This window comes from Streptomyces sp. NPDC018019 (assembly GCF_044327805.1).
Classification (GTDB): Bacteria; Actinomycetota; Actinomycetes; order Streptomycetales; family Streptomycetaceae; genus Streptomyces.
Genome location: NZ_JBIRGD010000006.1, coordinates 192757 through 218007 on the forward strand (window position 1 = coordinate 192757; position 25251 = coordinate 218007).

The 25251-nt window shown below is 73.2% G+C and carries 23 protein-coding genes and 1 pseudogene; 11 read left to right on the forward strand and 13 right to left on the reverse strand.

All coding sequences use genetic code 11. The features are described 5' to 3' along the window. The first annotated feature begins 25 nt into the window (after positions 1-25). Positions 26-1903 carry a complex I subunit 5 family protein gene (locus tag ACH4FX_RS13165; RefSeq protein ID WP_398478180.1) on the forward strand — a complete coding sequence of 626 codons (1878 nt, stop codon included), beginning with the start codon at positions 26-28 and terminating at the stop codon, positions 1901-1903. A 123-nt stretch (positions 1904-2026) separates the two neighbouring features. Here ACH4FX_RS13165 and ACH4FX_RS13170 read toward each other — a convergent pair whose 3' ends face one another. The 5 genes and pseudogenes from ACH4FX_RS13170 to ACH4FX_RS13190 all read right to left on the reverse strand — a co-directional run. Further along, positions 2027-2443 (reverse strand): PTS-dependent dihydroxyacetone kinase phosphotransferase subunit DhaM, encoded by a 417-nt coding sequence (locus tag ACH4FX_RS13170; RefSeq protein WP_398478182.1) that lies wholly within the window; start codon positions 2441-2443, stop codon positions 2027-2029. Next, positions 2440-3021 carry a dihydroxyacetone kinase subunit DhaL gene (gene dhaL, locus ACH4FX_RS13175; RefSeq protein ID WP_398478414.1) on the reverse strand — a complete coding sequence of 194 codons (582 nt, stop codon included), beginning with the start codon at positions 3019-3021 and terminating at the stop codon, positions 2440-2442. Before dhaL ends, ACH4FX_RS13170 begins: the two co-directional genes overlap by 4 nt. A gap of 177 nt (positions 3022-3198) precedes the next feature. Then, positions 3199-4191, reverse strand: coding sequence for a dihydroxyacetone kinase subunit DhaK (gene dhaK, locus ACH4FX_RS13180; RefSeq protein ID WP_398478184.1), 993 nt, complete (start codon positions 4189-4191; stop codon positions 3199-3201). Between the two features lie 361 nt (positions 4192-4552). Next, on the reverse strand, positions 4553-5104 hold the full coding sequence (locus ACH4FX_RS13185) for a hypothetical protein (protein WP_398478186.1): 552 nt from the start codon (positions 5102-5104) through the stop codon (positions 4553-4555). 260 nt (positions 5105-5364) lie between these two features. Beyond that, positions 5365-5572 (reverse strand): annotated as a pseudogene (locus tag ACH4FX_RS13190) (transposase); the annotation flags it as partial. A 352-nt stretch (positions 5573-5924) separates the two neighbouring features. Between ACH4FX_RS13190 and ACH4FX_RS13195 the strand changes: the two are divergent. Continuing rightward, positions 5925-6746, forward strand: coding sequence for a DUF1963 domain-containing protein (locus tag ACH4FX_RS13195; RefSeq protein ID WP_398478188.1), 822 nt, complete (start codon positions 5925-5927; stop codon positions 6744-6746). Positions 6747-6898: 152 nt separating this feature from the next. On the opposite strand, the gene ACH4FX_RS13200 is transcribed toward ACH4FX_RS13195, so the two are convergent. Further along, positions 6899-7777 carry an alpha/beta fold hydrolase gene (locus ACH4FX_RS13200; RefSeq protein WP_398478190.1) on the reverse strand — a complete coding sequence of 293 codons (879 nt, stop codon included), beginning with the start codon at positions 7775-7777 and terminating at the stop codon, positions 6899-6901. A 137-nt stretch (positions 7778-7914) separates the two neighbouring features. On the opposite strand from ACH4FX_RS13200, the gene ACH4FX_RS13205 reads away from it, so the two are divergent. Further along, complete coding sequence (locus ACH4FX_RS13205) at positions 7915-9852, forward strand: BTAD domain-containing putative transcriptional regulator (RefSeq protein WP_398478192.1); 1938 nt, start codon at positions 7915-7917, stop codon at positions 9850-9852. A gap of 87 nt (positions 9853-9939) precedes the next feature. On the opposite strand, the gene ACH4FX_RS13210 is transcribed toward ACH4FX_RS13205, so the two are convergent. Further along, a complete protein-coding gene (locus ACH4FX_RS13210; RefSeq protein WP_398478194.1) occupies positions 9940-10539 on the reverse strand; it encodes a TetR/AcrR family transcriptional regulator in 600 nt (199 codons plus the stop codon). 118 nt (positions 10540-10657) lie between these two features. On the opposite strand from ACH4FX_RS13210, the gene ACH4FX_RS13215 reads away from it, so the two are divergent. The 3 genes from ACH4FX_RS13215 (at position 10658) to ACH4FX_RS13225 (ending at position 13264) form a co-directional block, all read left to right on the forward strand. Then, a complete protein-coding gene (locus ACH4FX_RS13215; RefSeq protein WP_398478196.1) occupies positions 10658-11407 on the forward strand; it encodes an SDR family NAD(P)-dependent oxidoreductase in 750 nt (249 codons plus the stop codon). 14 nt (positions 11408-11421) lie between these two features. Further along, positions 11422-12171 (forward strand): SDR family oxidoreductase, encoded by a 750-nt coding sequence (locus ACH4FX_RS13220; RefSeq protein ID WP_398478198.1) that lies wholly within the window; start codon positions 11422-11424, stop codon positions 12169-12171. Positions 12172-12568: 397 nt separating this feature from the next. Next, on the forward strand, positions 12569-13264 hold the full coding sequence (locus tag ACH4FX_RS13225) for a rhodanese-like domain-containing protein (protein ID WP_398478200.1): 696 nt from the start codon (positions 12569-12571) through the stop codon (positions 13262-13264). A 41-nt stretch (positions 13265-13305) separates the two neighbouring features. Here ACH4FX_RS13225 and ACH4FX_RS13230 read toward each other — a convergent pair whose 3' ends face one another. Further along, complete coding sequence (locus ACH4FX_RS13230; protein WP_398478202.1) at positions 13306-14046, reverse strand: TetR/AcrR family transcriptional regulator; 741 nt, start codon at positions 14044-14046, stop codon at positions 13306-13308. Between the two features lie 109 nt (positions 14047-14155). On the opposite strand from ACH4FX_RS13230, the gene ACH4FX_RS13235 reads away from it, so the two are divergent. Together ACH4FX_RS13235 and ACH4FX_RS13240 are read left to right on the forward strand one after the other, a co-directional pair. Then, the gene (locus ACH4FX_RS13235) at positions 14156-15085 is read left to right on the forward strand and encodes a zinc-binding dehydrogenase (RefSeq protein WP_398478203.1); all 930 of its coding nucleotides are present in this window, start codon (positions 14156-14158) and stop codon (positions 15083-15085) included. Between the two features lie 220 nt (positions 15086-15305). Further along, positions 15306-16004 (forward strand): glycerophosphodiester phosphodiesterase, encoded by a 699-nt coding sequence (locus ACH4FX_RS13240; RefSeq protein WP_398478205.1) that lies wholly within the window; start codon positions 15306-15308, stop codon positions 16002-16004. A gap of 92 nt (positions 16005-16096) precedes the next feature. On the opposite strand, the gene ACH4FX_RS13245 is transcribed toward ACH4FX_RS13240, so the two are convergent. Next, positions 16097-17899 (reverse strand): TnsA endonuclease N-terminal domain-containing protein, encoded by a 1803-nt coding sequence (locus tag ACH4FX_RS13245; RefSeq protein ID WP_398478207.1) that lies wholly within the window; start codon positions 17897-17899, stop codon positions 16097-16099. Positions 17900-18083: 184 nt separating this feature from the next. Here ACH4FX_RS13245 and ACH4FX_RS13250 point away from each other — a divergent pair, with 184 nt between their 5' ends. From ACH4FX_RS13250 to ACH4FX_RS13260, 3 genes are all read left to right on the forward strand, one after another. After that, positions 18084-18857: an IclR family transcriptional regulator gene (locus ACH4FX_RS13250; RefSeq protein ID WP_398478209.1), complete on the forward strand. Its 774-nt coding sequence runs from the start codon at positions 18084-18086 to the stop codon at positions 18855-18857. Then, positions 18854-19711, forward strand: a complete 858-nt coding sequence (locus ACH4FX_RS13255; protein WP_398478211.1) for an SMP-30/gluconolactonase/LRE family protein — start codon at positions 18854-18856, stop codon at positions 19709-19711. The genes ACH4FX_RS13250 and ACH4FX_RS13255 overlap by 4 nt, the downstream gene beginning before the upstream one ends. A gap of 90 nt (positions 19712-19801) precedes the next feature. Next, complete coding sequence (locus ACH4FX_RS13260) at positions 19802-20065, forward strand: DUF5133 domain-containing protein (protein ID WP_398478213.1); 264 nt, start codon at positions 19802-19804, stop codon at positions 20063-20065. 90 nt (positions 20066-20155) lie between these two features. Here the strand turns inward: ACH4FX_RS13260 and mmsB are convergent, their stop codons facing one another. The 4 genes from mmsB to ACH4FX_RS13280 are packed head-to-tail and all read right to left on the reverse strand — an operon-like array spanning position 20156 to position 25173. Beyond that, complete coding sequence (mmsB, locus tag ACH4FX_RS13265; protein ID WP_398478215.1) at positions 20156-21397, reverse strand: multiple monosaccharide ABC transporter permease; 1242 nt, start codon at positions 21395-21397, stop codon at positions 20156-20158. A 7-nt stretch (positions 21398-21404) separates the two neighbouring features. Next, positions 21405-22988 (reverse strand): ATP-binding cassette domain-containing protein, encoded by a 1584-nt coding sequence (locus ACH4FX_RS13270; RefSeq protein WP_398478416.1) that lies wholly within the window; start codon positions 22986-22988, stop codon positions 21405-21407. A gap of 41 nt (positions 22989-23029) precedes the next feature. Beyond that, on the reverse strand, positions 23030-24142 hold the full coding sequence (chvE, locus tag ACH4FX_RS13275; RefSeq protein WP_398478217.1) for a multiple monosaccharide ABC transporter substrate-binding protein: 1113 nt from the start codon (positions 24140-24142) through the stop codon (positions 23030-23032). After that, positions 24139-25173 (reverse strand): hypothetical protein, encoded by a 1035-nt coding sequence (locus ACH4FX_RS13280; protein ID WP_398478219.1) that lies wholly within the window; start codon positions 25171-25173, stop codon positions 24139-24141. The genes chvE and ACH4FX_RS13280 overlap by 4 nt, the downstream gene beginning before the upstream one ends. Positions 25174-25251: the final 78 nt, after the last annotated feature.

A 25251-nucleotide genomic window follows, 5' to 3' on the forward strand; every position in this document is an offset into this window, starting at 1 on the left:
GGGCCACCTCACGACCGCCGCGGGCATGACGCTCACCCCTGCCGCCACCCTGCCCCTGATCGTGGCCGTCCCGCTGCTCGGCGCCGCGTTCCTGGTGGCGGCGGGCCGCCGGCTGCCGCGCCGGGCCGCCGAGACCGCGGGCACCGGCTTCGCGGCGGGCACGGCGCTCCTCGCCCTGTCCGTCCTGCTGCGCGGGCCGTCGGCGGGCGGGCCGGGCGGCCGGGCCGTCGAATGGCTGGGCGGCTGGCACCCGAAGGGCGGGGCGGGCGTCGGCATCGTCCTGGTGGGCGACCGGATCGGCGTCGGCCTGGTCGCCGTCGCCTCGCTCCTGGTCGTCGCCGTCCTCGCGTACTCCTGGCGGTACTTCGACGAGCCGCCGCACCGCCAGGCGGGTACCTTCCCCGCCCTCGTCCTGATCTTCCAGGCGGCCATGTGCGGCTTCGCGCTCACCGGCGACCTCTTCAACGCGTTCGTCTTCTTCGAGCTGATGGGCGTCGTCGCGTACGCGCTCACCGGCTACCGCGTCGAAGGGGCGCGCGCCGTGCAGGGCGCGCTCACCTTCGGCGTCGTCAACTCCCTCGGCGGCTACGCCACCCTGCTCGGCGTCGGCCTGCTGTACGGGCGCACCGGGGAACTCGGCTTCGCCCAGATCGGCGCCGGGCTGGCCGCCCACCCGGGCGCGTCCTCCGGCGGCCCCTCCGGCGGCACCGACCTCCTCGTGCTGACCGCCTTCGTCCTCGTCCTGACCGGACTGCTGGTCAAGGCCGCGGTGGTGCCGTTCCACTTCTGGCTCCCGGACGCGCACGCGGTCGCGCCCACCCCGGTGTGCATGCTGCTGTCCGGCGTCATGGTCGAACTGGGCGTGTACGGCACGGCCCGCGTCTACTGGACCGTCTTCGCGGGCCCCGGCGGCATCCCCACGGCCGACGCCCACCGCATGCTGCTCGCCCTCGGTACGCTCACCGCCCTGGTCGGCGCGCTCATGTGCTGGCAGCAGCGCCACCTCAAACGGCTGCTGGCGTTCTCCACCGTCGCGCACACCGGCCTGTTCCTGATCGGACTCGCGGTCCTGACACCGGAAGGCGCGAGCGGCACGGCCCTGTACGTCCTCGGGCACGCGGGCGTCAAGGCCGCGCTGTTCGCCGCCATGGGCATCCTCCTCGACCGCTTCCGCAGCGTCGACGAACTCGAACTGCACGGCCGCGGCCGGGAACTGCCCCTGGTCGGCGTCGTCTGCGCGGCCGGCGGACTGGCCCTGGCCGGGCTGCCGCCGTTCGGCACGGGCCTGGGCAAGGCCGTCACCGAGGAAGCGGCGGGAGGCTGGCCGGCCGCCGTGTTCGTGATCGTGTCGGCGGTCACCGGGGGCGCGGTGCTGCGCGCCGTGGCACGGGTCTTCCTGGGCCTGGGCGTACGGCCGGAGGCCACCGACACGGCGGTGAGCGGCCGCGCGGACGAGACCAGCGGCAAGGACGAACAGCCGGAAACCGCCGGCCGGCTGAGCCGGGTCCCGGACACCATGCTGGCCGTGCCGGTCGTGCTGCTGGCGGGGGCGCTCGCCGTCGGCGTCGTACCGGGCCTGCACGCGGCGGTCGGCCGGGCCGCGGACGCCTTCCTCGACCGGGCGGGCTACGCAGCCGCCGTCCTGCACACCCCGTCGGCCGCCCCCGTACCGGTGCCCGGACCGCACTGGTCCCCGGTAGGCGTGGCCCTCGGTCTGCTGTCCACCGCCCTGGCCTGCGGCCTGGCCTGGTGGGCCGTACGCCGCCCCCAGGGCCCGGCCGAACCCGCCCGCTGGGCCGCACCCGTACGCCGCCTGCACTCCGGGCACATCGGCGATTACGTCGCCTGCGTGCTGGCGGGCATGGTGCTCGTGGCGGCGCTGGTGCTGCCGGGGCTCTGGTGAGGGGGGCCTACGAAGGGGCGTCCGCAGCGGGGCGGGGGCGGTGGGGCCGGGGTCAGGCCGGCCGGGGAGGGGCGGGCCGGGGACAGTCCGCCCGGTACCTGCCCGGCCGAGGGCGGCCGGTACTCACTCCTTCCGGTAGGAGTACGCCTCTCCGGCAGCAGCCGCCACCGCGTCCAGACCCGCCCCGGTCGACGCGGTGACCACGGCGGCCACCGCGCCCTCGACGAACGGCGCGTCCACCAGCCGTGTGCCCTCGGGCAGTTCATCCCCCTCGGCGAGCAGCGCCTTGACGGTCAGCACGGCGCTGCCCAGGTCCACGAGGACGGCGACACCCGCGCCGCCGTCCACCTTCCGCGCCGCTTCCGTGATCAGCTCCGCGCTGGTCCCGAGACCGCCGTCCGGCGTACCGCCCGCGGCGGCCACCGGCGCCTTGCCGCCGCCGCCCGCCAGGCCCACGGCCAGCTGCGCCACCGACTCGGCCACCGGTCCGCTGTGCGACACCAGCACGATGCCCACGTACGAGGAGTCCGCGCCGCTCACTTCGCCCCCTCCTCGTCCGCGACCGCCGCCAGCGCGGCGAACAGCAGGGCGGACGAGGTCGCGCCCGGATCCTGGTGACCGATGCTGCGCTCGCCCAGATAGCTCGCCCGCCCCTTGCGGGCCTGGAGCGGCACGGTGGCCTCCGCACCCTGCCCGGCGGCCTCGGCGGCGGCCCGGAACGAGGTGGCCAGCGCCTCGACGGCCGGGTCGAGCGCGTCGAGCATGGTCGCGTCACCGGGCGCCGAACCGCCCAGCTGCGCCACCGCGTCCACCCCGGCGCGCAACGCCGTACGCAGCTCTCCGACGCCGACCTGAGCGGCGTCACCGAGTGCCTTGCCCGTACGCCGCAGCAGCGTCCCGTACAGCGGGCCGGACGCGCCGCCCACCGTGGAGATCAGCTGCCGTCCGGCCGTCGTCAGCACGGTACCCGGCGTCCCCGGCGGCTCGGCTTCGAGCGTCTTGACGACGGCCGCGAAGCCGCGCTGGAGGTTGCTGCCGTGATCGGCGTCGCCGATGGCCGAGTCGAGGTCGGTGAGACGGGCCGCTTCCCGGTCCACGGAGGCGGCGGCCGCCGCCATCCACCGCAGGAAGAACCCGGCGTCCAAGGCCGTTTCGGACACGAACTGCTCCTCTGGTCGTACGTGTGCGGTAAGGGGCTGGTGAGAGGGATACGGGGCGGTACGGAGGCACGTCGCCGTGCGCGACGTGTGCGGGGAACGCCCCCGCCCTGGGCGCGTCGATGCGTGGCCGTCCGGTCAGCACCCCCACCGCAGCCCGGGCGTCCGCACCGGCGCGTCCCACAGCCGCAGCAGCTCCTCGTCCACCTGGCACAGCGTCACCGAGCAACCTGCCATGTCGAGCGAGGTGACGTAGTTGCCGACCAGCGTACGAGCGACCGGCACGGCCCGCTCGCCGAGCACCCGGTGCACCTCGGCGGCGAACCCGTACAGCTCCAGCAGCGGAGTGGCGCCCATCCCGTTGACCAGCACCAGCACCGGCTGCCGGGGGTTGAGATCGGTCAGCACCGCGTCCACGGCGTAGTCCGCGATCTCGCCGGCGGTCATCATCGGCCGCCGCTCGCGGCCCGGCTCGCCGTGGATGCCCACGCCCAGCTCCAGCTCACCGGCGGGCAGGTCGAACATCGGGCCGCCCTTGGCGGGGGTCGCACAAGAGCTGAGCGCGACACCGAAGCTCCGCGACGACGCCACGACCTGGTGCGCCAGCCCCGCCACCCGGTCCAGCGGCGCCCCCTCCGCGGCCGCCGCGCCCGCGATCTTCTCCACGAAGAGCGTGGCCCCGGTCCCGCGGCGCCCGGCGGTGTGCAGCGAGTCCGTCACCGCCACGTCGTCGTTCACGACCACCGTCGCCACCTGCACGCCCTCGTCCTCCGCCAGCTCGGCGGCCATCTGGAAGTTCAGCACGTCACCGGTGTAGTTCTTGACGACGAACAGCACCCCCGCCCCGCTGTCCACGGCGGCGGCCGCCCGCACCATCTGGTCGGGCACGGGCGAGGTGAACACCTCGCCGGGACAGGCGGCATCCAGCATCCCCGCCCCCACGAACCCCCCGTGCAACGGCTCATGCCCACTCCCACCCCCCGAAACCAACGCCACCTTCCCCTCGACCGGCGCATCCCGCCGCACCACCACCCGATTCTCCACATCCACCACCAACTCCGGATGAGCCACCGCCATCCCACGCAGCGCGTCGGCCACCACGGATTCGGGGACGTTGATCAGCATTTTCATACGGGGCTCCTCGGGTACTCGAAGGAATCGGCTGTGACTGCAACGTTGCAGGTCAGAGGTGGTGGGAGGGCTATTCGGCGCTGGCGGTATCGGCGACGGGCCGGCGGACTCCGTCGGTACTGATGCTGACCTGATGCTGTCTTTCCCGATGGGAAGTCAGCTTGGTGGCGAGTCGTGCAGTGCGACGAAATCAGGGTATGTGCTCGGGCCGGGCCGGGCCGGGCGGTGGCAAGGGTGTTGGGTGGTCTGCGGGCAGCGGGCTGATGCGCACATCCTGATCAGCGGGCGGGCGGGCGGGCGACGGCGGGAGTGCTCCCGAGTGTGGCGGTCGCGCGGGACCGGCAGCCGATGCGGAACCGCGTCAGCCCCAGAACTCCCGCAGGGCGGCGTTGACGGCGGCAGGTTCCTGGGTGTGCGGGTAGTACCCGGGCACCCGCAGGAGGCGGCCCCCGAGCGAGTCCGTGAGGGACTCGGCCACGGCCATGAGGGGGAGCCCTACGTGCTCGCGGTACGCGGCCGGCGCGCCCTCCCAGGTTCCGCAGACCACCAGGATCGGCAAGGCGGCGCCCCTGATCACGTCCAGTGGGATCTCCACATCCCAGATGGGGCGCTCCCTCATGGAGGTGGCAACGGCACGGAGCCGGCGCGACGTGGGCTCGGGCATGGCCATTCCCAGCCCCTCGGTGGACGCACGCAGGTACTGCTCCGGCGTGACGCCGTCCGGGATGCCGGGGGCGCCCTCGCGGACCCGGTCGAGGAGTCCGGCGACGACCGGACGATGCGCGGCGGCGGTGAAGGCGGAGGGCTGGATGAGGGTGAGGGAGCGGACGAGGCCGGGCCGGCGCGCGGCGGCGAGGAGCGCGGCGACGGCGCCGTTCCCGTGCCCCACGAGGTGGGCGCCGCCCAATTCCACGGCGTGGGTTCCATCGCTGAGAACCTCCACGACGTCCTCGGCGTCGACATCGAAGTCGCTGCGCGCGGTGTCCGGGCTGTCGCCGTAACCCTCGAAGCGGCCGGGGCCCGGCCTTCTCCGACCCGATCGCGGTCATCCCACACGGTCACGTGCACGGCTGCCACAGGTCATCCTCCCGACGTCGAAGGCTGTCGACTCCCGCGAGGCTGACAACTGCTGACTCGATGAGCTGAGTTGTCGGTGCGTGGTGAGGCAGCCGTGGCCGTGGTCGGCGAACAGCGCGTCCGGCTTACGGCGGGGGCGGCCGACGCGGCCGCGGACCGGCGGAATCGCATCAAGCAGGGGCAGCAGCTGAGTGACGTCGTTGCGGTTGCCGCCGGCCAGCAGGACCGCGAGTGGGGCGCCGTGCCCGTCGGTGATCAGATGGTGCTGCGAGCCGGCCCGGCCCCGGCCGACCGGCGAGGGACCCGTGTGCAGCGCGTACACGGCGACGCCCCACACCGGCCCGAATGCTGAACTCCCGCTTCGGGCATGGCAATCAGGGCAGCTCCGTGACGGTGTTCGGCGCGTGGTCCGGAGTCGCGGGGCAGGCGGCGCCATCGTCGACGGCCGACCGGGCGCGTAGATGTTGGTTCACGCATCCTGGGTGCGTTCTGCTGCTTGTGTCTGTGGGCGAGTCGCCGCAGGGTGAGGAAGACCTGGGCGGTGGTGACGAGGATGACGTGGGGTGCCGACTGCGGCCCTCGGAGTGGCACGGCCCCAACTCCCCATTGTGTTCAGCCCTGTCACTGCCCGCCCATGGGCCCGTTAAGGTGGCCCGATGACCGACGAGACAGTGGACGGACTGAACCGCTTCCGAGCCGAGGCGATATCCCGGGGCCTGGCGTCGGAGGAGGTGGAGGAATGGATACGTGTCGCCCTGCCGGCGGTGTACCTGGCCGAGGGCGGTGACGGCCCCCTCGTGGCCCGGATCGGCGGCGACCCCCTGCTGCCGCACGGCGTGCCGAAGCCGTCCGATCCCTTCGTGGCCTCCGTCGACCTCGCGGCCCTCCCGCCGAAGGCGACCGACCTCCCTCTGCCCGCCGACGGCCACCTGCTCTTCTTCTCCGGCACCGATGTGCAAGGCGTCGAGGGGCGCGTGCCCGACGCGGTGCTGTACGTCCCCGCCGGAACCCCTACGGTCCCGACCTCCCTGGAACACAGCTGGCGCGAGCCGTACCGGGCGCGTGAACTCCGCACGGTCTGGCACCAGCCGAGCGCGCAGATGCCGGAGAGCTTCGCCCTCGACAGATGGGGCGACTTCCCCGAGGACGAGCAGTTCGAACTCGCTGACGAACTGAGCGACGCCTGGGCGCACGTGGGCGGCTACCGCCCTCCCTGGGCCCTGCAGATCGGCGGCCATCCGGTCTCGCCCCAGAACGACCCCGTCCACTACGCCCGTGCTCCCGAGGCGGCCGGCCCCTCCGGGCAAGGCGGTACGGCTCAAGAGGAGGGCACCGACGACTGGGCTCTCCTGGCCACCTGGAGGTGCGGCGACGACGTCACGGAACTGGACTCCGGCGTGGCCCACTGGGTGATCCGCCACCGGGATCTGGCGGCCCGGCGCTTCGACCGGGTCCATCGCTACGTCGAAATGGCCTGACCGTGCGGGGCGGAGGGCCCGCTCCCTGACGCTCACCGGCCGCCCTCCCCGCCCCGCCCACGCCACCCGGTCCGTGCCGTCACCGTGACGGTCGGCCTGCCAGGAGCGAGTGCGGTCCCCTGCCCCGCCGCCCGCAACCCGGGTCTGCGGGCTCAGCGGAGCAGCAGGTCGCGGATCGCCTCCGTGATCTCGCCGGGGGCCTCCTCGGCCATGAAGTGCCCCGCCCCGGTCAGCCGGTGGTCCAGGTCCGGAGCCCACGCGTGCCAGACCGCGGCGGCGTCGTAGCCCAGTCGCGCGCCCCAGTCCTGCTGGACGACCGTCACGGGCATGGCCAGCTGGGAACCGGCGTCCCGGTCTGCCTGGTCGTGCGTGACATCGATGCCCGCCGAGGCCCGGTAGTCCGCGACGATCGACGGCACGGCCGCGGCGCTCGCCCGCAGGTACGTGGTCCGGACCGGTTCCGGTATGGCGGCGGGGTCCCCGGCCCAGGCGTTGAGGAAGGAGCCGAAGTAGGCGTCGGCGCTGTTGGCGATCATCGTCTCCGGCAGCCCCGGCGGCTGCGCCATGAGGAACAGGTGGTAGCCGGCCGTCGCCGGGACACCGTGCAGGACGTTCCACATGTCCAGGGTCGGCACGATGTCGAGGATGCCCAGGTGGGTGAGGGTCTCGGGATGGTCCAGCCCTGCCCGGAAGGCGACCAGGGCGCCCCGGTCGTGGCCGACCAGGGCGAAGCGCTCATGACCGAGCGCCGCCGCCAGGGCGACGACATCCATGGCCATGGTGCGCTTGGAGTACACGTCGGGGCCGGTGGCCGCCGGCTTGTCGCTGGCCCCGTAGCCGCGCAGGTCGGGACAGAGCACCGTGTGCTCGCCGGCGAGCCGCTCGGCGACGTGCCGCCACATCAGGTGGGTCTGGGGAAAGCCGTGCAGCAGTACGACCGGGCTGCCGCTGCCGCCGACGGCGGCGGCCAGTTCCACTCCGTCCGTGCCGGGCAGGCGGACGTGGTCGAAACCGGGAATGGTGAGCGTCATGAAAGGGCCTTTCCTGTGATCGGTGGACCGGTGGGAGACCTGGTCCGAGGGCTGACGGGCTCAGCGTGGATGACGGCGATCAGCAGCGGATCAGTACGCTTCGGCGGTGCGGACCCGCGGCACGGAAGATGGAGGGCATGCGAATCGACGTGCTCGGTGCCGTGCGGGCCCTCCGCGACGACGGCACCCCGGTTGACCTGGGCGGACCCCGCCACCGGGAGGTGCTCGCCCGGCTCGTCGCCGCCGGGGGGCGGATGGTCCCCACCGACACCCTCGTGGACGACCTGTGGGCCGAGCCGCCGGTGCGCGCCGTGGGTGCGCTGCGTACGTTCGTCGCCGCGCTGCGCCGCGCCATCGAACCCGACCGGCTGCCCCGCACTCCGCCGCGCGTTCTCGTCACGGAAGGCCCCGGCTACGCGCTGTGCCTGCCACGTGAGGACGTGGACGTCCACCGGTTCGAGGACGCCCTGGCCCGCGCCCGGCGCAGCCCCGATGCGCTGACCGGCCTCGACGCGGCCCTCGCGGCCTGGCGCGGCCCCGCCTACGCCGACGTGACCGGCTCCGCGTGGGCCCAGCGCGAACGGACCCGACTGGAGGAGCTGAGGCTGGAGGCAAGGGAACTGCGCGCCCGCCTCCTCCTCGACTCCGGTTCAGGAGCCGAGCTCGTCGCCGAGCTGGGCGCCCACGTCACCGAACATCCCTGGCGCGAGCCGGCCTGGGGACTGCTGGCCCGCGCACTGCACCGGGCGGGCCGTCAAGCAGACGCACTGGCCACCCTCCGCCGCGCTCGCACCATGCTCGTGGACCAGCTCGGGCTCGACCCGGGCGCCGACCTCCGGCGGCTGGAGGCGGACATTCTGCACGGAGCAGCGACGCTTCAGTCCCCGCGGACCGTGTGGACCGCCGGCGTACGACTCGGCCCCCGCACCACTGTGGAACTGGCCCGTACCCTGGCCCTGGCGGGTGGTGACGCCCTCCTCCACTCGCGGCGCGACCGACTCGCCGCCGTCCAGGCGGCGGAGCGCACCGGAGACATCACCCTGACCGCCCGCGTCATCGGCGCCTATGACGTGCCCGCCGTCTGGAGCCGGGCCGACGACCCGGAGCAGTCCCGCGCCGTCGTCGCGGCGGCCGAGCGTACGCTCACCGCGCTCGGCACCGACGGCCCCGCCGAACTGCGTGCCCGCCTGCTGGCCACCGTCGCGGTCGAGAGCCGCAGCGCCGATCTGTCGGGAGACGAACTCAGGCGCGCCGGACAGGCGGCGCGCGAGGCCGAGGCGCTGGCCCGGGCGCTGGGCGATCCCGCCCTGCTGGTGTTCGCCCTCAACGGCGTGTTCCTCCAGTCCTTCACCCGGCCCGGGCTCGCGGCGGCACGGGACCTGATCGGCGTCGAGATCCTTGACCTGGCCACCCGGCACGATCTGCCGAACTTCGCCGTGCTCGGGCGGCTCATCCGCCTGCAATCCGCCTCCGCTCTCGGCGACCTCGACGCCGCGACCGCACACGCCGAGGCCGCCGAGCAGCTCGCCGTCAGCACCGAGGCTTCTGCCGTCCCGGTCCTTACCGGATGGTTCCGGGCCCGGGCCATGGCCGCCCGCAGCGCCGAACAGGGCGGACCGGCCGCCGCCACGGCCGCGGCGTACTACCGCGCCGCCGAGGACGCCCTGGCCGGGGCAGCGAGCATGCCAGGGCTGCACCGGGGCCTGTTCGCCCTCGCCCTCCTGGGCCTTCGCCTCCTGCACGGTCGCCCCGCGCCCACCGATCCGGCCCTCGACTGGGGCCCTTACCGCCCCTGGACGCACCCCTTGGTACTGCTCGCCCGGAACCGGGTCGAGGAGGCCCGTACCGCCCTGGCCAGGGCGCCCGAACCGCCACTTGATCACATGCAGGAGGCACTCTGGTGCCTGACCGCCCACGCCGCTGCCCGCCTCGGCGAGCGCCGGGTCGCCGTCCGCGCCGCGACGGCCCTGCGCGCCGCCCGCGCCGAACACGCGGGCGGGGCGAGCGGGATGCTGACGCTGGGACCGGTGGCACGGTACCTGGCGGAGGCGGAGGAGTGCGCCGGCAAGGGGTGACCGACATCGCCCGCGGACCCGCTTCCATACCCGCCGTGCCACGTAGATGATCTCGTACCGGACGAAACTCCCCTGCCCGAGGTCAGGTCACGCCCGCAACCCGTCCACCGCCGTGTCGATCGCGGCCAGGGCCGCCGCCCTGTCGAGCCCTGCCCTCGATACGAGAGAGAGGCCCTGGACGATGTAGAGCAGGAGCTGCGCCTGGGCCTCGGGGGAGCGGCTGTCCGTGACCTCTCCGGCGGCCTGTGCGCGGCGGAGCGCATCGGCGACGATGCCGGTGAACCGGTGGTACGAGCGGGTGACGATCTCCGTGGCTTCGCTGTCCTGGGGGACGAGTTCGGCGGTCGTATTGCCGATCAGGCAGCCCTGCGGCACGCCCGCCTCGGAGATCAGTTCGTCCAGCCGTGCGGGATGGGTCAGGATCTCCCGCAGGGCGGGCAGGAGCGGGCTGGTGTCGAGCGCGGTGATCAGGTGCCGCTCGTACACCTCCCAGTAGAGCCTGACCGCTTCCAGGTAGAAGCGGCGCTTGTCGCCGAACGCGCCGTAGAGGCTGCCACGCTCGACGGCCAGCGCGTCGACCAGGTCCTGGATCGACGTCGCCCCGTATCCCCGGGACCAGAACAGTTCGAGTGCCCGCTCCAGCGTCTGTTCCCTGTCGAACTCGCGCGGGCGTCCGGTTCGTGCCACGTGCTCAACACTACGACTTCTTGACTCAGCGTTCAAGAAGTCGTAGCTTCCGCTGCAACACTTCTTGAACGGGCGCACAGAAGTCGGTCGCTCACCGGCCGGCGCGGAGGGTGAAGTCATGGAATTCGCAGGCAGAACGGCACTCATCACCGCATCCGGCGCTATCGGCGGACTCGGCCATGCGACGGCCAAAGTGCTGGCCGCGGGCGGCGCCGACCTGATCCTGACCGGCACCGATCCGGAGCGCGGTGCCCAGGTCGTGCAAGACCTCCACACGGCCGGTGGCGAGTCCGCCCGGACGGTGCGTTTCGTCGCTGCGGATGTGTCCGACCCGGCGGGCGTGCGACAACTGGCCGAGGACGCCGGAGCCGTCGACATCCTGGTCAACAACGCGAGCGTCATGACCTCGTCCCCGACCACCGGGCAGGACCTCGCGAGCTACGACGCCGCCTTCGCGGTCAACGTGCGTGCTCCGTTCCTGCTCACCGCCCTGCTCGCGGAAAAGATGGCCGCCAACGGCGGCGGCAGCGTCGTCAACGTCAGCTCCACCGCAGCCGGCCTCGGCATGCCGGGCATGGCCGTCTACGGCGCCACCAAGGCGGCGCTCGAATCGCTGACCCGCACCTGGGCGGCGGAATTCGCCGGGTCCGACGTGCGGGTCGACGCCGTCGCTCCGGGCCCGATGCGCACCTCGAAGGTGATCGCGGCGATGGGCCCGGACATGGGCGGCATGGGCCTGACCACCGCACTCAGGCGCACCTGTGACCCGGCCGAGGTGGCCCACGTGATCGCCTTCCTCGCCAGTGACCGGGCCGGTTACATGACCGGGGCGATCGTCGCCGCCGACGGTGGCCGCACCGCAATCTGAAGAGAGACAGGACAATGGATCGTCTTACGGGAAAGCACGCACTGATCACAGGGGGAACGAGCGGCATCGGCCTGGAAACGGCCCGCGAATTCCTCGCCGAAGGAGCGACGGTCGCCATCACCGGCCGCTCGCGGGAAAAGCTGGACGAGGCAGCCCGGCAATTGGACGGCCCGCTGCTGACCATCGCCAGTGACGCCGGCGACGTATCCGGCCAGGCGGCGCTCGCGGCGCGGCTCCGCGCGGAGTGGCCGAAGCTCGACATCCTGATGAGCAACGCCGCCGACATCACCCACCTCCCGATCGAGGAGTGGACCGAGGAGGCGTTCGACAGGCTTTTCGCGACCAATCTCAAGTCGCCGTTCTTCCTGATCAGGGATCTGCTACCGCTCTTCTCGCGGCAGTCCTCGGTCATCCTCGTCGGCTCGGTCTCCGCGTACATCGGACACGAGAACGCGACGGTCTACGGCGCGGCCAAGGCGGGCCTGCTCTCCTGCACGCGCGGCCTGACCTATGAGCTGAAGGACCGGGGCATCCGCGTCAACGGATTGAGCCCGGGCCCGACGATCACCAATGCATTCGCGCCCCTCGGCCCCGAGCGCCGAGCCGCCCTCTACGAGGAACTCCGTCGGACCGTTCCTCTCCATCGCCTGGGGACCGCCACCGAGCTGGCGAAGGCGGCGGTCTATCTCGCCTCGGATGAATCCGCCTATACCGCGGGGACCGTGCTGCGCGTTGACGGGGGGATCGGGCAGCTCGCGTACTAGTGGTGCTGCGTCAGGTTCTGGCTCGGGACAGTGGTCGGCCGCAGATGGGCAGGTCCCGGGTCAGCACCGGAGGAGGTCCTGGGCGGCGGTGACGAGGGCGCAGGCCGCGGCGCCGCTCGTCCCGCCCCGTTCCGCGCGCTGGTCCGGACATCCGGCATCCGGTGGTCGACGCCGGCCACGGGATCCGCCGGTGGTGTACCGAAGGACAGGTTTGCTGTTTCAGCAAGGTTACTTGCTCTTGATGGACGGTGCGCGCAAGCTGCATGCAGAAAGTTCCGGCTCGCAGCGCGGAGCCGGGACTCCGCAGGCTTGGCCGTGGTCCCTTGTCCGCTGGGGCCCCTACGGCCGGAGCGGTACATCAGAATCCATAACGCCTTGCGAGCAGAGGGGTCGGGAGATGGAAAATCGCCATGTCGTTATCATTCCGATTGAGATCGACGCGGAGAAGGAAAGCGCCTATCTGGACGCCTGGCAGGATGCCGCGGACGTGATGGCGGCTCAACCCGGTTTTATCCGTACGTACATGTTCCGTACGGTCGTTCCGGGGAGTAAGTTCCCTCTCGTCAATGTGGCGGAATGGGAGTCCGCCGCTCACTGGGAAGAGGCGATGAACGTCTGCCCGATGCTGGGGCAGCGGATAGCCATCGCCCACGCCTCGAACTACGAGGCGATCCGGACGGTCCGGCCCGCCACGCAGCGGAACCTGGGCCCCGGTGACGGTGACGCGCCCGCCGACCTGTCTCCTGCCGAGGCGCGTCGCCGCGTCCTGGACGGGGACCTCACGCTGGTCGATGTCCGCGAAGACGATGAGTGGGCAGCGTGTCACCCGGCCGGCGCCGTCCACGCAGCGCTCGGCACGTTGCCGGCCTCGCTGTCCGATGTGCCTGACGGCCCACTGGCCTTCATATGTCGCACGGGCGCACGCAGTGTGCAGGGCGGCGCACACGCGATCCGTGCAGGCCGACCCTCCGTCTACAACGTCGCAGGCGGCCTTGAGGCATGGGAAGCGGCAGGGCTGCCGGTCGTCCTCCCCGACCGCGAGGACTCGGTGAGCAACGGCGACCGTGTCAAAGCTGTGGTGCATGAGGACTGACGAAAAGCAGAACCGGTGGACGGCCGTCGAGAATTGGCCCGCTACTCGCGTGAACCCGGCTTCGGCTCCGGCTCCGTAGTCGCGGGGTGGGCGGAAAAGGTGAGTGCTTCGGGCAGGGCGGCGAATGCGGAGCGCACATCCGCGGCGAGTTGCCGGCGGGTGGGCGTGCCCTGTGGTCCCTCGCGGGCTGTCCAGTCGCTGAGCGCCTGCTGGAAGGCCGAGGTCACCATGTCGAGAGCCAGTCGGGCGCGCAGCGCGTGGGGCCCCGCGGAATCCGGCAGCTCCAGCCGGCGGTTCAGGACGTCGAGGATGGAGCGGCTGGTGCGGTCGCAGAACTGTCGCCCGCGTACGTCCATGGAGGGCGTCTTCTCGGCCAGCCTGCGGCTGAGCGCGACACGGTGCGTCCACCCGTCGTCGGGCATCCGTTCCAACGCGTCCAGCAAGGCCGCCTGGAGGAGTTCCAGCAAGGTGGTGCTCCGCGGGGCCAGGGGGCGGGTCTCCAACTCGTCGAGGCATGCCAGCCACAGGTCGTTGGTGGGAGCCAGGGCGACGTCTTCCTTGCCGGCGAAGTTGCGGAAGAAGGTGCGCTGCGAGACCTCGACGGTGTCGCAGAGGTCGTCGAGCGTCGTCTCGTCGAAGCCGCGTTCCGTGAACAGTTCGAGTGCGGTGTCGATCAACCGCTGGCGGGTGCGCTGCTTCTTGCGCTCGCGCAGATTCGTGGCCGCCTTGGTGGTCGCAGTCGCAGTCGCCGTCGCCGCCGTCACCTTCTCCGTTCCCGCCATGGTGGCCATCGTAGCAATGCATGCCGGGCAGCCGCCTTTGCCTGTTGACGGCAAATGCTGGTGACCGGCATCCTGGGGCGCCTAGCTGCACCAGGAAAGGTGGACGCACATGCGTGCTCTGCTCATCGACCACTCGGCGCCCTCCGGACTGCGCCTCGGTACGGCCCCGGATCCCGAGCCGGCCCCGCATCAGGCGCTGATCAGGGTGACGGCGACGTCGCTGAACTACGGGGAGGTCAGGTTCGGGGTCGAAAACTCCGCCGACGGCGCGGTGCTGGGCTGGGACGCCGCCGGAATCGTGGAGCAGGCGGCGGCCGACGGCTCGGGCCCCGCAGCCGGCACCCCCGTGGTGACGCTCGGTCCCGAGGGGGGCTGGGCCGAACTGCGCGCCGTGGACACCGACTTGCTCGGTGAAGTGCCGCAAGGAGCCGACCTGGGGGCCGTCAGTACCATTCCGGTCGCTGCCACCAGCGCGCTGCGCGCCCTGCACGCGCTCGGCCCGATCCTGGGCAGGCGCGTTCTGATCACCGGCGCCACGGGCGGCGTCGGCCGGTACGCCGTCCAGCTGGCCCGGCGCGGCGGCGCCGAGGTCGTCGCGACGACGGGCTCGCCCGAGACCCAGGGCCCGGGCCTGCGCGAACTGGGCGCGCACCAGGTGCTGTCCGCGCCCTCCCAGGTCACCGAACCCGTGCACGGCGTACTGGACATGGTCGGCGGCCCGCAGCTCGTGGACGCGTTCGCCGTGCTGGCCGGTGGCGGCACCCTCGTCGCCGTCGGCCATTCCGCGAACGTACCCGAGCACTTCCCCGTCGGCGCCCTCTACGGCGACCACGGCCGGCACGGGCGTTCGCTGACCTCCTTCCACCTGCTGGAGTGCACGGGGCTGGCGCCCGACCTGGCCTGGCTCGCCGCACGCGTGGCGGACGGCGGGCTCGATCCGCAGATCTCCTGGCGCGGCGGCTGGGACCAGGCCGCCGAAGCCGTCGCCGCTCTGCTGGAGCGCCGCCTGCACGGGAAGGCGGTGCTGGACTTGGCCTGACGGGCGCGGGGCCGACGGCGGTGCGGGGTCTTCCGAATCGCCCGAATCAGCGGTTGTATACGGTTACCCGGTGACAAAGCGAATATCGGTGGGCTTTTCGGCCCTTGTGGCGGTAGTGGCCACGTGCGTGAGCGGCTGCGGAGCGCCGTCGGCGGGGCCGCAGCCGGCGGTCGCCGCCGAGGCGACGGGGGGCGGGGCGCCCCGGTGTGCGGTGCCGGACGTGATCGCGCATCGTGGTACCCCCGCCGACGAGAACACGCTGCGGGGGTTCAGGGACGCCGTTGCCGCCGGCGCCTCCGGGTTCGAGCTCGATGTGTGGTGGACCCGGGACGGCGTACCGGTTCTGTCCCACGATCCGACAGTCGACCGGACCACGACCGGGCGCGGGCGCATACCGGGCATGACGGCCGCTCAGGTGCGCGGGCTGCGCACCCACCGCGGCGAGCGGATACCGACCCTCGACGAGGCGCTGCGGTACGCGGCGGCGCACCGGCTGACGGCGATGGTCGAGCTGAAACCGACGCCGACGGCCGCGCAGATACGCAGCCTGCTCGCCACGGTCCGCGCGGCCCGGGCGGACCGGTACGTGATCGTGCACTCGTTCAACACCGCAGCGGTGGACGCCGTACGCAAGGCGGCGCCCGCGCTGCGGACCGCGCTCACGCACGAGGCGACGCCCATCGGTGGCGCGGAGGCGGGCCGGTACGGCACGGCGCTGAACATCTCGCGTTTCCTCGTCACTCCGGCCCGCGTCCGCGAGTGGCACGCGGCGGGGCTGCGCGTCCACGCCTGGACGGCGAACTGGCCCCCGGCGTGGGAGAAGATGAAGGCCGCGGGGGTGGACGTGGTGCTCACCGACCGGGTGGGGCCCTACCGGGAGTGGGCCCGGCGGGCCTGTGCCCCCGGAACGGGCAGCTGAGGCCACGCGCGGACGCCTACGGCGGACACCCGCACCCACGGCAGGCCCTGCCCAGCCCCCGGCCACGGGCAGCCCCCAGTCCAAACCCCACCTCAAACGCCCCGCCCCGCCCGCAGCCGGTACGGCCCCAGTTCCCACCGCCAGCCGTTGCGCAGGATCAGCGCCGCCAGGTCGAGGGAGGTGAACGCGGTCCCGCGGGCGATGTCGCGTATGTCGGGCCAGGTCAGTTCGCCGGCTTCCAGGGCGGCCCGGAGCCGGTGTTCCAGTTCCGGGGCGACCGGGTGGCGTTCCAGATCCTGGAGGGTGCGGGTGCCGTCGGTGACCAGCAGGCCCCAGCCGTTGCGTGCGCAGAGGCCGGCCGCAGCCCGGTACTTGGCCAGGTTGACGGCGAGCGGGATGTCGCACTGCGGTTTGGCCTCGATCAGTACGGCGTGCCCTTCGGTGGTGACCGCGAGGAAGTCGGGGTAGTACGAGCGGGCCCGGCCCTCGTACCGGTAGTCGATGGCGAGCGGCTGTTCCTGGTAGTGGGCTATCCGGTCGGCGTGGTCGAGGAGGTGGATGACCCGTAGCTCGGTCTGCGACTCGTACTGCACCTCGCGCCCGAGCTTGGGGCTGTACCAGGTGCCGGAGTGCTCCCGCGGGGTGACGTCGCGCAGCGCGGCCAGTTCCGCCGGGGCCGGGGCGGCGCCCGGAGCGCCGAACCAGCTGGTCGCCGCGGCGAGGGCGGCCCAGCGGGCGGACGCCCGCTCCGCGCGGTCCGCCAGCCGCTGCCGGCGCCGCTCCTCCTTGTGGCGCTCGGCGAGCACCCCGGCGGCCTCCCGGATCAGGTGTCTGGCCTCGCTGTCGTCCCTGCCGGCGAGGCGGGCGAGCAACAGGCCCGCGGGGTTGAGCGGCGCGCCGGGGAAGGCCGTCTCCGCGATGGTGAGAAGGCGCTCGGCGGTACGCGGCCGGTCCTCGTTCAGGAGGGCGGCCATGGTCTCGCGCAGGGCTCGGGTGACCGGTTCGCGACCGGCGAGCATCCTGGTGATGCCGCGTGCCTGGAGCTGGCTGACGCGCTGCCTCGACAGCGCGAGCTCCCGCGCTATGGCCGGCTGGCTCCGCGGCTCGTGGCCGTCGAGACCGAGCCGGCGGCAGAGGACCGCGTGGCCGCGGGCGTCGCGCAGTTCGTCGACGGCCGCGGCGGCGAGGTCGCGCAGCACGGTGGCCGTGTCCGGTGTGCCGTCGGCCACCGGCCCCCAGGACAGGTCGGCCGCCGCGTAACCCGGACACACGGTGTCCAGCAGCCAGGCGTCGAGGAGGAGCCGTCCGGACGTCCGCCACAGGCGCCGGGCCACCGGCCGTAACGATTCCTCCGGATGGGCCGTCAGGGCCCGGACCGCCGTACGGTCCAGGAACGCGGCGCGGCGCTCGGGCGACAACCGGTGCCCGGTCACCTCCTGCCAGACCGCCACGACGGAGGCCGGTTCGCACCGCTCCGGACGCGTCCGCCGCCCTCGTGCGCCCGCCCCGGCCTTCTTGCCCGCCGCTCGTGCCCGCCGGGACTCCGCCAGCCGGGCCTGCCAGTCGTACGGTCCGTCGGCGAGCCGTCGGGCCAGCCACGCGAAGGCCGCTTCCCCGTCGGCCCCCTCCTCCGGAGGCACCAGCTGCCGCACGGCCCAGCGCATTCCGGAGACGCCGCGCTGGTGCCCGGCCCCCAGCTCTTCGAGGCTCGCGCCCGCCTCGATGCCCGCGACCAGCCGCCCGAACTCCGCCACATCCCAGCGCAGTCCCCGCCGTTCCGGCCGTTCCGGCGCCTCGGCGTCCGAGCCGCACGACGTGTGCGTACCGCCCGTACCACCCGGGCCGTCCGTACCGCCCGTACCGCCCGTGCTGTGCGCCGCGCCCCCGCCGTCCATGTCCTGATCCCCCTCAGGTCACCACCCCGCCGGGTCCAGTATCGGACACGTCGTCCGCGGAGCGGTGCTGCCGTTGCCGAGGGTGGGGACGCGCACTAGGGTGCGTCCGTGATACCGGCGCACGGCCGGTATCTCGAACGACCGGCCCGGTCGGCCGGTCCGGCGACGGATGAGGGGCGGGCGCATGGGGCGGCTCGTGCCCGCGGTGACGCGGGCCCTGGACATACTGGAGCTCTTCCTCGACGGGGACGGCACGCTGTCCGCCCCCGACATCACCCGCAGGCTCGGCCTGCCGCGCACCAGCGTGCACGAACTGGTCAGTACGCTCGTCGCGCGCAACTACCTCGCGTACGTCCCCGAGCAGCCGGGCCGCTTCCGGCTCGGCGTGCGCGCCTACCAGCTCGGCAGCCGGTACGCCGAACAGCTCGACCTGGCGGCCGAGGGACAGCGGGTGGCCCGTGAGGTCGCCGAGACGTGCGGGGAGACCGTGCACATCGCGCTCCTCGAAGGCGCCGATGTCATCTACGTCGCCAAGGTGGACAGCACCCACGCGGTACGGATGGTGTCCGCGGCGGGGCGGCGGCTGCCCGCGCACTGCACCGCCGTTGGCAAGATGCTGCTGGCCTCGCTGCCGCCGGCCGCGCTGGCCGAACGCATCCCGGCGGACGGGGAACTGACGGCCATGACGGAGCACAGTGTCACCTCGCCGGCCGAACTGCACACCCAGCTCGCGCTGATCCGGGACCGGGGCGTGGCGGTGGAGCAGCGGGAGTCCAACCCGGACGTGAGCTGTGTGGCCGCGCCCGTCCGGGACCGGTCGGGGCGGGTCGTGGCGGCGCTCAGCGTCTCGGTGCCGATGATCCGGTGGAGCGAGGAGCGGTGCGCCGAGCTGGCCGGGCTGGCCCGCAAGGGCGCCGACGAGCTGTCCGCCCGGCTCGGTCACCGGGGGCAGCCGTGACCCGGGCCTGGGAGGTGGCGGTCGCCGCGCCGGCCCGGCTCGGCGAGGGGCCCACCTGGGACGCCCGCGCCGGACGGCTGATCTGGGTGGACATCCTCTCCGCCCGCGTCCACACCTTCGACCCGGCCACCGGCCGCCGCACCGTGCGGGCCACCGAACAGCACGTCGGCGCGGCCAAGCCCCGCACCAGGGGCGGACTGGTGGTCAACCTCCGGGACGGGGTGGGCGTGTACGACGCGGCGGGCGTCTTCACGTGGCTGTGCCGCGAGCCGGTGCCGGGGCGGCGCGGCAACGACGCCGCCGTGGCGCCCGACGGGTCCCTGTGGGCGGGCACCATGGCGTACGACGAGGCGCCGGGCCGCGGCACGCTGACCCGGATCGCGCCGGACGGCCGGGCCACTCGCGTCCTGTCGGACGTCACGGTGAGCAACGGCACGGGGTGGAGCCCGGACGGCCGCCGGATGTACTACATCGACACGCCCACCCGCCGCGTCGACGTCTTCGACGTCACGGACGACGGGCTGGTGACCGGCCGCCGCCCCTTCGTGGAGATCGGGGAGCCCGCGGAGTCGGCGGGTTACCCGGACGGGCTGACGGTGGACGCCGACGGCGGGGTGTGGGTGGCGATGTTCGAAGGCGCGCAGGTGCGGCACTACAGCGCCGACGGCGTACTGGAACGGGTCGTACCGATGCCGGTCGGCCGCCCCACGGCCTGCGCGTTCGGCGGTGCCGGGCTCACCGACCTGTACGTCACCACGGCGCGCGGCGGTCCGGGCAGCGCTCCGCTCGGCGGGTCGCTGCTGGTGGTGCCGGACGCCGGGCGGGGGCTGGCGCAGCCCGAGTTCGCGGGGTGAGGCGGGCGGGAAAAGTCGGGGGCGTACGGGTGGGGCGGCCGGGTACACGGAGCGCAGTTGTTCTTGGACGGTGTGAACGAGGAGGCCCAGATGTTGCTGGCTCACCCTGCTGTGCTGCGTGACCTGATCGAGCAGTACGAGACGCTGCGCGTCCTGGACGCGGCGAACGGGAGCCCCGAGGTCCGGCAGCGGATGGACGACGTCGCCTACACCCTGTGCGTGTCCACCGGTACGCGCGATGTCGACGCCGCGCTGATCGCGGCCCGGCACCGGCTGCCGGGCGCCCGGGTCGAGGACGACTCCCTGCTCTGCGACCCGCCGGTCCAGGAGGAGGCGGCGGTGCCCGCCGCGTGACGCCCCACGGCCGCGCAGCGCCGGACCGGGGCCTTGCCGTCGGACGGCAGGGCCCCGGCGTGCTGCCGGCGCCGCTCCGCGCGGCCGGCGTCACGTACCCGTCCGCCGCTTGTTCCACACGTCGAAGCCGACCGCGGCCAGCAGCACCAGGCCCTTGATGACCTGCTGGTGGTCGGTGCCGATGCCGACCAGGGACATGCCGTTGTTGAGCACGCCGAGCACCAGCGCCCCGATGACGGCGCCGAAGACGGTGCCGACGCCGCCGCTCATGGAGGCGCCGCCGATGAACGCCGCCGCGATGGCCTCCAGTTCGAAGTTGATGCCCGCCTGCGGGGTGCCCGCGTTGAGGCGGGCCGCGTAGACGCAGCCGGCCAGGGCGGCCAGGACGCCCATCGTGACGAAGACCAGGAACGTGATGCGCGTGTCCTTGACACCGGAGAGCCGGGCCGCCGCCCGGTTGCCGCCCAGCGCGTACACATGCCGGCCGACGACCGCGTCCCGCATCACGAAGCCCAGCCCGAGCAGCAGCGCACACATGATCAGCAGCACCACCGGGACGCCGTGGTAGCTGGCCAGGGTCAGCGTGAACGCTGCCACGGCCGCCGTGATGGCGGCGCACTTGGCCAGCCACAAGGAGCGCGGCAGCACCTCCAGCCCGTGTGCGGCCCGCCGCCTGTGGTCGCGCCGCTCGCGCAGCAGGAGCCCGGCCACCACCAGCAGACCGATCAGCAGGGTCGGATTGTGGTAGCGGGTGTACGGGCCGGCCTCCGGGAGGAAGCCCTGGGCGAGGTCCTGGAAGGGGCCGGGGAACGGCGACAGCGACTGCCCCGCCAGGACGATCTGGGTCGCGCCGCGGAACAGCAGCATCCCGGCCAGGGTGACGATGAAGGACGGTATCCCGACGTACGCGATCCAGAAGCCCTGCCAGGCCCCCGCCGCCGCGCCGATGAGCAGGCACAGCGCCAGCGCGGCCACCCAGTGCACATGGTGCTGGACCATCAGGACGGCCGCCACGGCGCCGACGAACGCGGCCAGCGAGCCGACGGACAGGTCGATGTGCCCCGCCACGATCACGATCATCATGCCCATGGCCAGGATGAGGATGTAGCTGTTCTGCTGGACGAGGTTGGAGACGTTGTTGGGCAGCAGCAGGGTGTTGCCGGTCCACACCTGGAACAGCACGACGATGACCGCCAGCGCGATGATCATGCCGTACTGCCGCAGGTTGCCGCGTACCACGGCCAGCAGCAGGGCGCCGGCGGACCGGCCGGGCCCGGCACCGGACGGCGGGCCCGCGGGGCGGTCGGCGGACGGTCGGACTGCGGTGGTCATGGGGGCCTCAGCTCTCGTCCGTGGGGGCGGGGCGGGCGGCCGGCGGTCCCTCGGGACGCGGCGGCCCGGCGGTCATCAGGCGCATCAGCGCCTCCTGCGACGCCTGCGCGCGGGGCAGCTCGCCGGTCACCCGTCCGGCCGCCATCGTGTAGAGGCGGTCGCACAGGCCCAGCAGCTCGGGGAGTTCGGAGGAGATCAGCAGCACCGCCTTGCCGCGCGCGGCCAGCTGCCCGATCACCGTGTGGATCTCGTACTTGGCGCCCACGTCCACCCCGCGGGTCGGCTCGTCGAGGATCAGCACCTCCGGATCGGCGAGCAGCCACTTGCCCAGCAGCACCTTCTGCTGGTTGCCGCCGCTGAGCCGGCCGACGGGCTCGAAGACGGTGCGGGACCTGATGCCCAGCGACCCGCGCAGGTCCTCGGCGGCCCGCCGCTCCGCGTGCCGGTCGACCACCCCGCGCCGGGCCAGCCCGGGCAGCGCGGCCAGCGAGATGTTGCGGTGCACGGTGTCCAGCAGGTTCAGGCCGTACGTCTTGCGGTCCTCCGTGACGTACGCGAGGCCGTGCGCCACCGCCTGCGGCACGGTGCGCAGCACGACCGGCCGGCCGCCGAGCCGTACGGTGCCGCCCGTGTACCGCCCGTAGGACCGGCCGAAGACGCTCATCGCCAGTTCGGTACGGCCCGCGCCCACCAGCCCCGCGAGGCCGACGATCTCGCCGCGCCCGACGTGCAGGGACGCCCCGTCCACCACCTTGCGCCGCTGGTCGGCGGGGTGCCGCACGGTCCACCGCTCGACGGCGAGCGCCGGGGCGCCCGCGTCCGGGCCCGCGTAGTGCGTCCGTGGCGGGAAGCGGTGGTCCAGGTCCCGGCCGACCATGGCGCGGATGATCCGCTCCTCCGGGACGGCCGGGGCGGCGCCGGGCCGGTCCCGTACGGTGAGCGTCTCGACGGTGCGCCCGTCGCGCAGCACGGTCACGGTGTCCGCGACCCGCCGGATCTCGTCCAGCTTGTGCGAGATCAGGACACACGCCACGCCCTGGTCCCGCAGCCGGCACACCAGCTCCAGCAGGTGGTCGCTGTCCGCGTCGTTGAGCGCGGCGGTCGGCTCGTCGAGGATCAGCAGCCGCACCTCCTTGGCCAGCGCCTTGGCGATCTCCACCAACTGCTGCTTGCCGACGCCGAGACCGGCGACGCGGGTGCGCGGGTCCTCGGCCAGGCCCACCCGTGCCAGGAGCGCGGACGCCTGCCGCAGCGTCTCGTACCGGCCGATGACGCCGCGCCGGGCCCGCTCGTTGCCGAGGAAGATGTTCTCCGCCACCGACAGGCAGGGCACCAGGGCCAGTTCCTGGTGGACGATGACGATGCCGCGGCGCTCGCCGGCCCGGACGTCGCGGAACGCGCAGCGCGCGCCGTCGAAACGGATCTCCCCGGTGTAACTGCCGTGCGGGTACACCCCGCTGAGCACCTTCATCAGGGTCGACTTGCCCGCGCCGTTCTCCCCGCAGACGGCGTGGATCTCCCCGGCGCGCACCGACAGCCGTACGTCGTCCAGCGCGCGGACGCCGCCGAACGTCTTGGTGATGCCGCGCATCTCCAGTACGGGCGCGTCCGTACGCACGGCTCCGCGCCCGCTCACCGGGCACCGCCCAGGTCGGCTGCCTTCAGGTAGCCCTCCTCGACCAGCAGCCGGGTGTTGCCGCGGTCCACGCTGACCGGGTCGAGGAGGAACGCGGGCACCACCCGCGCACCGTTGTCGTACGTCCGCGCGTCGTTGACCTGCGGCTTCCGGCCGTGCAGCACGGCGTCGCCCATCAGCACCGCCTGCCGCGCGAGCTTGCGGGTGTCCTTGTAGACGGTCTGGGTCTGCTGCCCGGCCAGGATGGACTTCACGGCGGCCAGCTCCGCGTCCTGCCCGGTCACGACCGGGTACGGGCGGCCGGCGCCGCCGTACCCGACGCTCTTGAGCGCCGAGATGACGCCGAGGGAGATGCCGTCGTACGGGGAGAGCACCGCGTCCAGCCGGGTGGCGCCGTAGTACTTGCTGAGCAGGTCGTCCATCCGCTTCTGCGCCGTACCGCCGTCCCAGCGCAGCGTGGTCGCCTGGTTCAGTGCCGTCTGGCCGCTGCCCACCACGAGCTGACCGCGCTTCAGGTACGGGCGGAGTTCGGCCAGTGCGCCGTTCCAGAAGTACCGGGTGTTGTTGTCGTCGGGCGACCCGGCGAACAGCTCGATGGTGAACCGCTCGCCCGGGCGCGCGTCGAGCCGCAGCTTGTCGGCGATGTAGCGGCCCTGGAGCCGGCCGACCCGGGCGTTGTCGAAGGAGGCGTAGTAGTCGACGTCCGGGGTGCCGAGCACCAGGCGGTCGTAGGCGATCACCGCGGCTGCGGCCTCCTTCGCGCGGCGCAGCACGTCGGTGAGCGCGGAGCCGTCGATCGCCGCCACGACCAGCAGCCGGTGCCCCTTGGCGACCATGTTCTCCAGTTGCGCGACCTGGTTCTCCACCCGGTCGTCGCCGTACTGGAGGTCCGTCCGGTAGCCCTTGGCGGCGAACTCGCGGGCCATGTTCCGGCCGTCGGCCAGCCATCGCTCGGACGATTTGGTCGGCATCGCGATGCCGACGGCGCCGCCGGAGCCGCCGGGCCGGTAACGGCTGCCGCCCCTGGCCTCCTGGCCGCACCCGGCCAGGCCGAGGGCGAGTGCCGCGGCCACCGCGGTGCGGCGGGATATGCGCGCGGGGCCGCTCACCGGCCCTCCTCGGGTACCGGGAAGCGGCGCAGTTCGCCCGGCAGCCGTGCGCCGGGCGGTGACATGCGGCCGTCGGCGCCGAGCCGGGCCAGCAGGTCCAGCACCAGCCGGCCGCGCCGCACCCGTTCGCGCGCGCTGTCCAGGGCGGCGGCGCGCAGCTGGGCGCCGTACGGGTACAGCACGGGGGCGCGGCTGAGGCCGAACTTGAGGTACAGCGGCGCGCCGCGCCGGACCAGCTGCGCCACGTCGTACATCCGCACGTAGCCGCCGAGGTCGTCGGGGGCCTCGACGTAGAAGTCCATGGGGGCGCGGGAGACCCGGCGGATCTGGGTGAGCTGGTCCAGGGAGAGGTCGCTGGGCACGTTCAGGGAGTCGGCGCCGAGCCGCTCGTAGATCTCGTACGCCGCCGGGTTGACCGGTCCGATCAGCGCGGAGACCTTGAAGGTGGTGTCGGCGGGCAGGGTGCCGGCCGCGCGCAGCCGGTGCAGCAGCCACAGCACGCCCTCGTCGGCGACGAGCAGGCAGCGCACGCCCAGGCCGGTGGCGCGCAGCGCGTCCTCGACGCAGCCGGCCACCGCCTCCTGACCCCGGGCGCGCGGCCCGGTGGCGCCGCCGACGTCCCAGGTGCCGCGCGGCCCGGTGAACAGGCACAGCTCCGTGCCGTGCGCGACGCAGGCCCCGAGCATGTCGCCGATCTCGGTGTCGGTCAGCATCCACACACCGCTGCCCTGGCTGACACGGTGGACGGGCACGCCGAGCCGCCCGGCCTCCGCGAGGACCGCCGTCAGTACTTCCGGCCCTTCCACGGAGGGTATTTCGGTACGCCAGGTGCCGCCGTCGGGGAACGTGTGCGGGGAGGCGTCTGCGGGGTCGTCGTCCGGGGCGGCGTGGCCGAGGGGGGCGAGGGCGCGGTTCGCGGGGTGGCGGAAGGGGAGGGGGACGGCGTCCGGAGGGGATTCGGGGGCGGAGTGGGGTTGGGGGCGGGGTTGGGGGTGGGTTCCGGATTCGGGGGTGGAGAGGGGTACGGACATGGGGCTCCTCGTTCGGTATGCCGGACGACGTTCGGTGGCGCGCACAGCCTGGTGCGTACCGCTGGGACACGGGCTCTT

Excerpts from the sequence above, each read along its gene's own strand:
- dhaL (WP_398478414.1), bottom strand. The coding sequence starts at position 3,021 with ATGGCGGCGGCCGCCGCCTCCGTGGACCGGGAAGCGGCCCGTCTCACC.
- ACH4FX_RS13195 (WP_398478188.1), top strand. The coding sequence starts at position 5,925 with ATGACCGACGAGACAGTGGACGGACTGAACCGCTTCCGAGCCGAGGCG.
- ACH4FX_RS13260 (WP_398478213.1), top strand. The coding sequence starts at position 19,802 with ATGTTGCTGGCTCACCCTGCTGTGCTGCGTGACCTGATCGAGCAGTAC.
- ACH4FX_RS13280 (WP_398478219.1), bottom strand. The coding sequence starts at position 25,173 with ATGTCCGTACCCCTCTCCACCCCCGAATCCGGAACCCACCCCCAACCC.
- ACH4FX_RS13205 (WP_398478192.1), top strand. The coding sequence starts at position 7,915 with ATGCGAATCGACGTGCTCGGTGCCGTGCGGGCCCTCCGCGACGACGGC.
- ACH4FX_RS13200 (WP_398478190.1), bottom strand. The coding sequence starts at position 7,777 with ATGACGCTCACCATTCCCGGTTTCGACCACGTCCGCCTGCCCGGCACG.
- ACH4FX_RS13235 (WP_398478203.1), top strand. The coding sequence starts at position 14,156 with ATGCGTGCTCTGCTCATCGACCACTCGGCGCCCTCCGGACTGCGCCTC.
- ACH4FX_RS13230 (WP_398478202.1), bottom strand. The coding sequence starts at position 14,046 with ATGGCGGGAACGGAGAAGGTGACGGCGGCGACGGCGACTGCGACTGCG.
- ACH4FX_RS13245 (WP_398478207.1), bottom strand. The coding sequence starts at position 17,899 with ATGGACGGCGGGGGCGCGGCGCACAGCACGGGCGGTACGGGCGGTACG.
- ACH4FX_RS13165 (WP_398478180.1), top strand. The coding sequence starts at position 26 with ATGACGCTCACCCCTGCCGCCACCCTGCCCCTGATCGTGGCCGTCCCG.
- ACH4FX_RS13225 (WP_398478200.1), top strand. The coding sequence starts at position 12,569 with ATGGAAAATCGCCATGTCGTTATCATTCCGATTGAGATCGACGCGGAG.
- ACH4FX_RS13270 (WP_398478416.1), bottom strand. The coding sequence starts at position 22,988 with ATGCGCGGCATCACCAAGACGTTCGGCGGCGTCCGCGCGCTGGACGAC.
- mmsB (WP_398478215.1), bottom strand. The coding sequence starts at position 21,397 with ATGACCACCGCAGTCCGACCGTCCGCCGACCGCCCCGCGGGCCCGCCG.
- dhaK (WP_398478184.1), bottom strand. The coding sequence starts at position 4,191 with ATGAAAATGCTGATCAACGTCCCCGAATCCGTGGTGGCCGACGCGCTG.
- ACH4FX_RS13250 (WP_398478209.1), top strand. The coding sequence starts at position 18,084 with ATGGGGCGGCTCGTGCCCGCGGTGACGCGGGCCCTGGACATACTGGAG.
- ACH4FX_RS13215 (WP_398478196.1), top strand. The coding sequence starts at position 10,658 with ATGGAATTCGCAGGCAGAACGGCACTCATCACCGCATCCGGCGCTATC.
- ACH4FX_RS13220 (WP_398478198.1), top strand. The coding sequence starts at position 11,422 with ATGGATCGTCTTACGGGAAAGCACGCACTGATCACAGGGGGAACGAGC.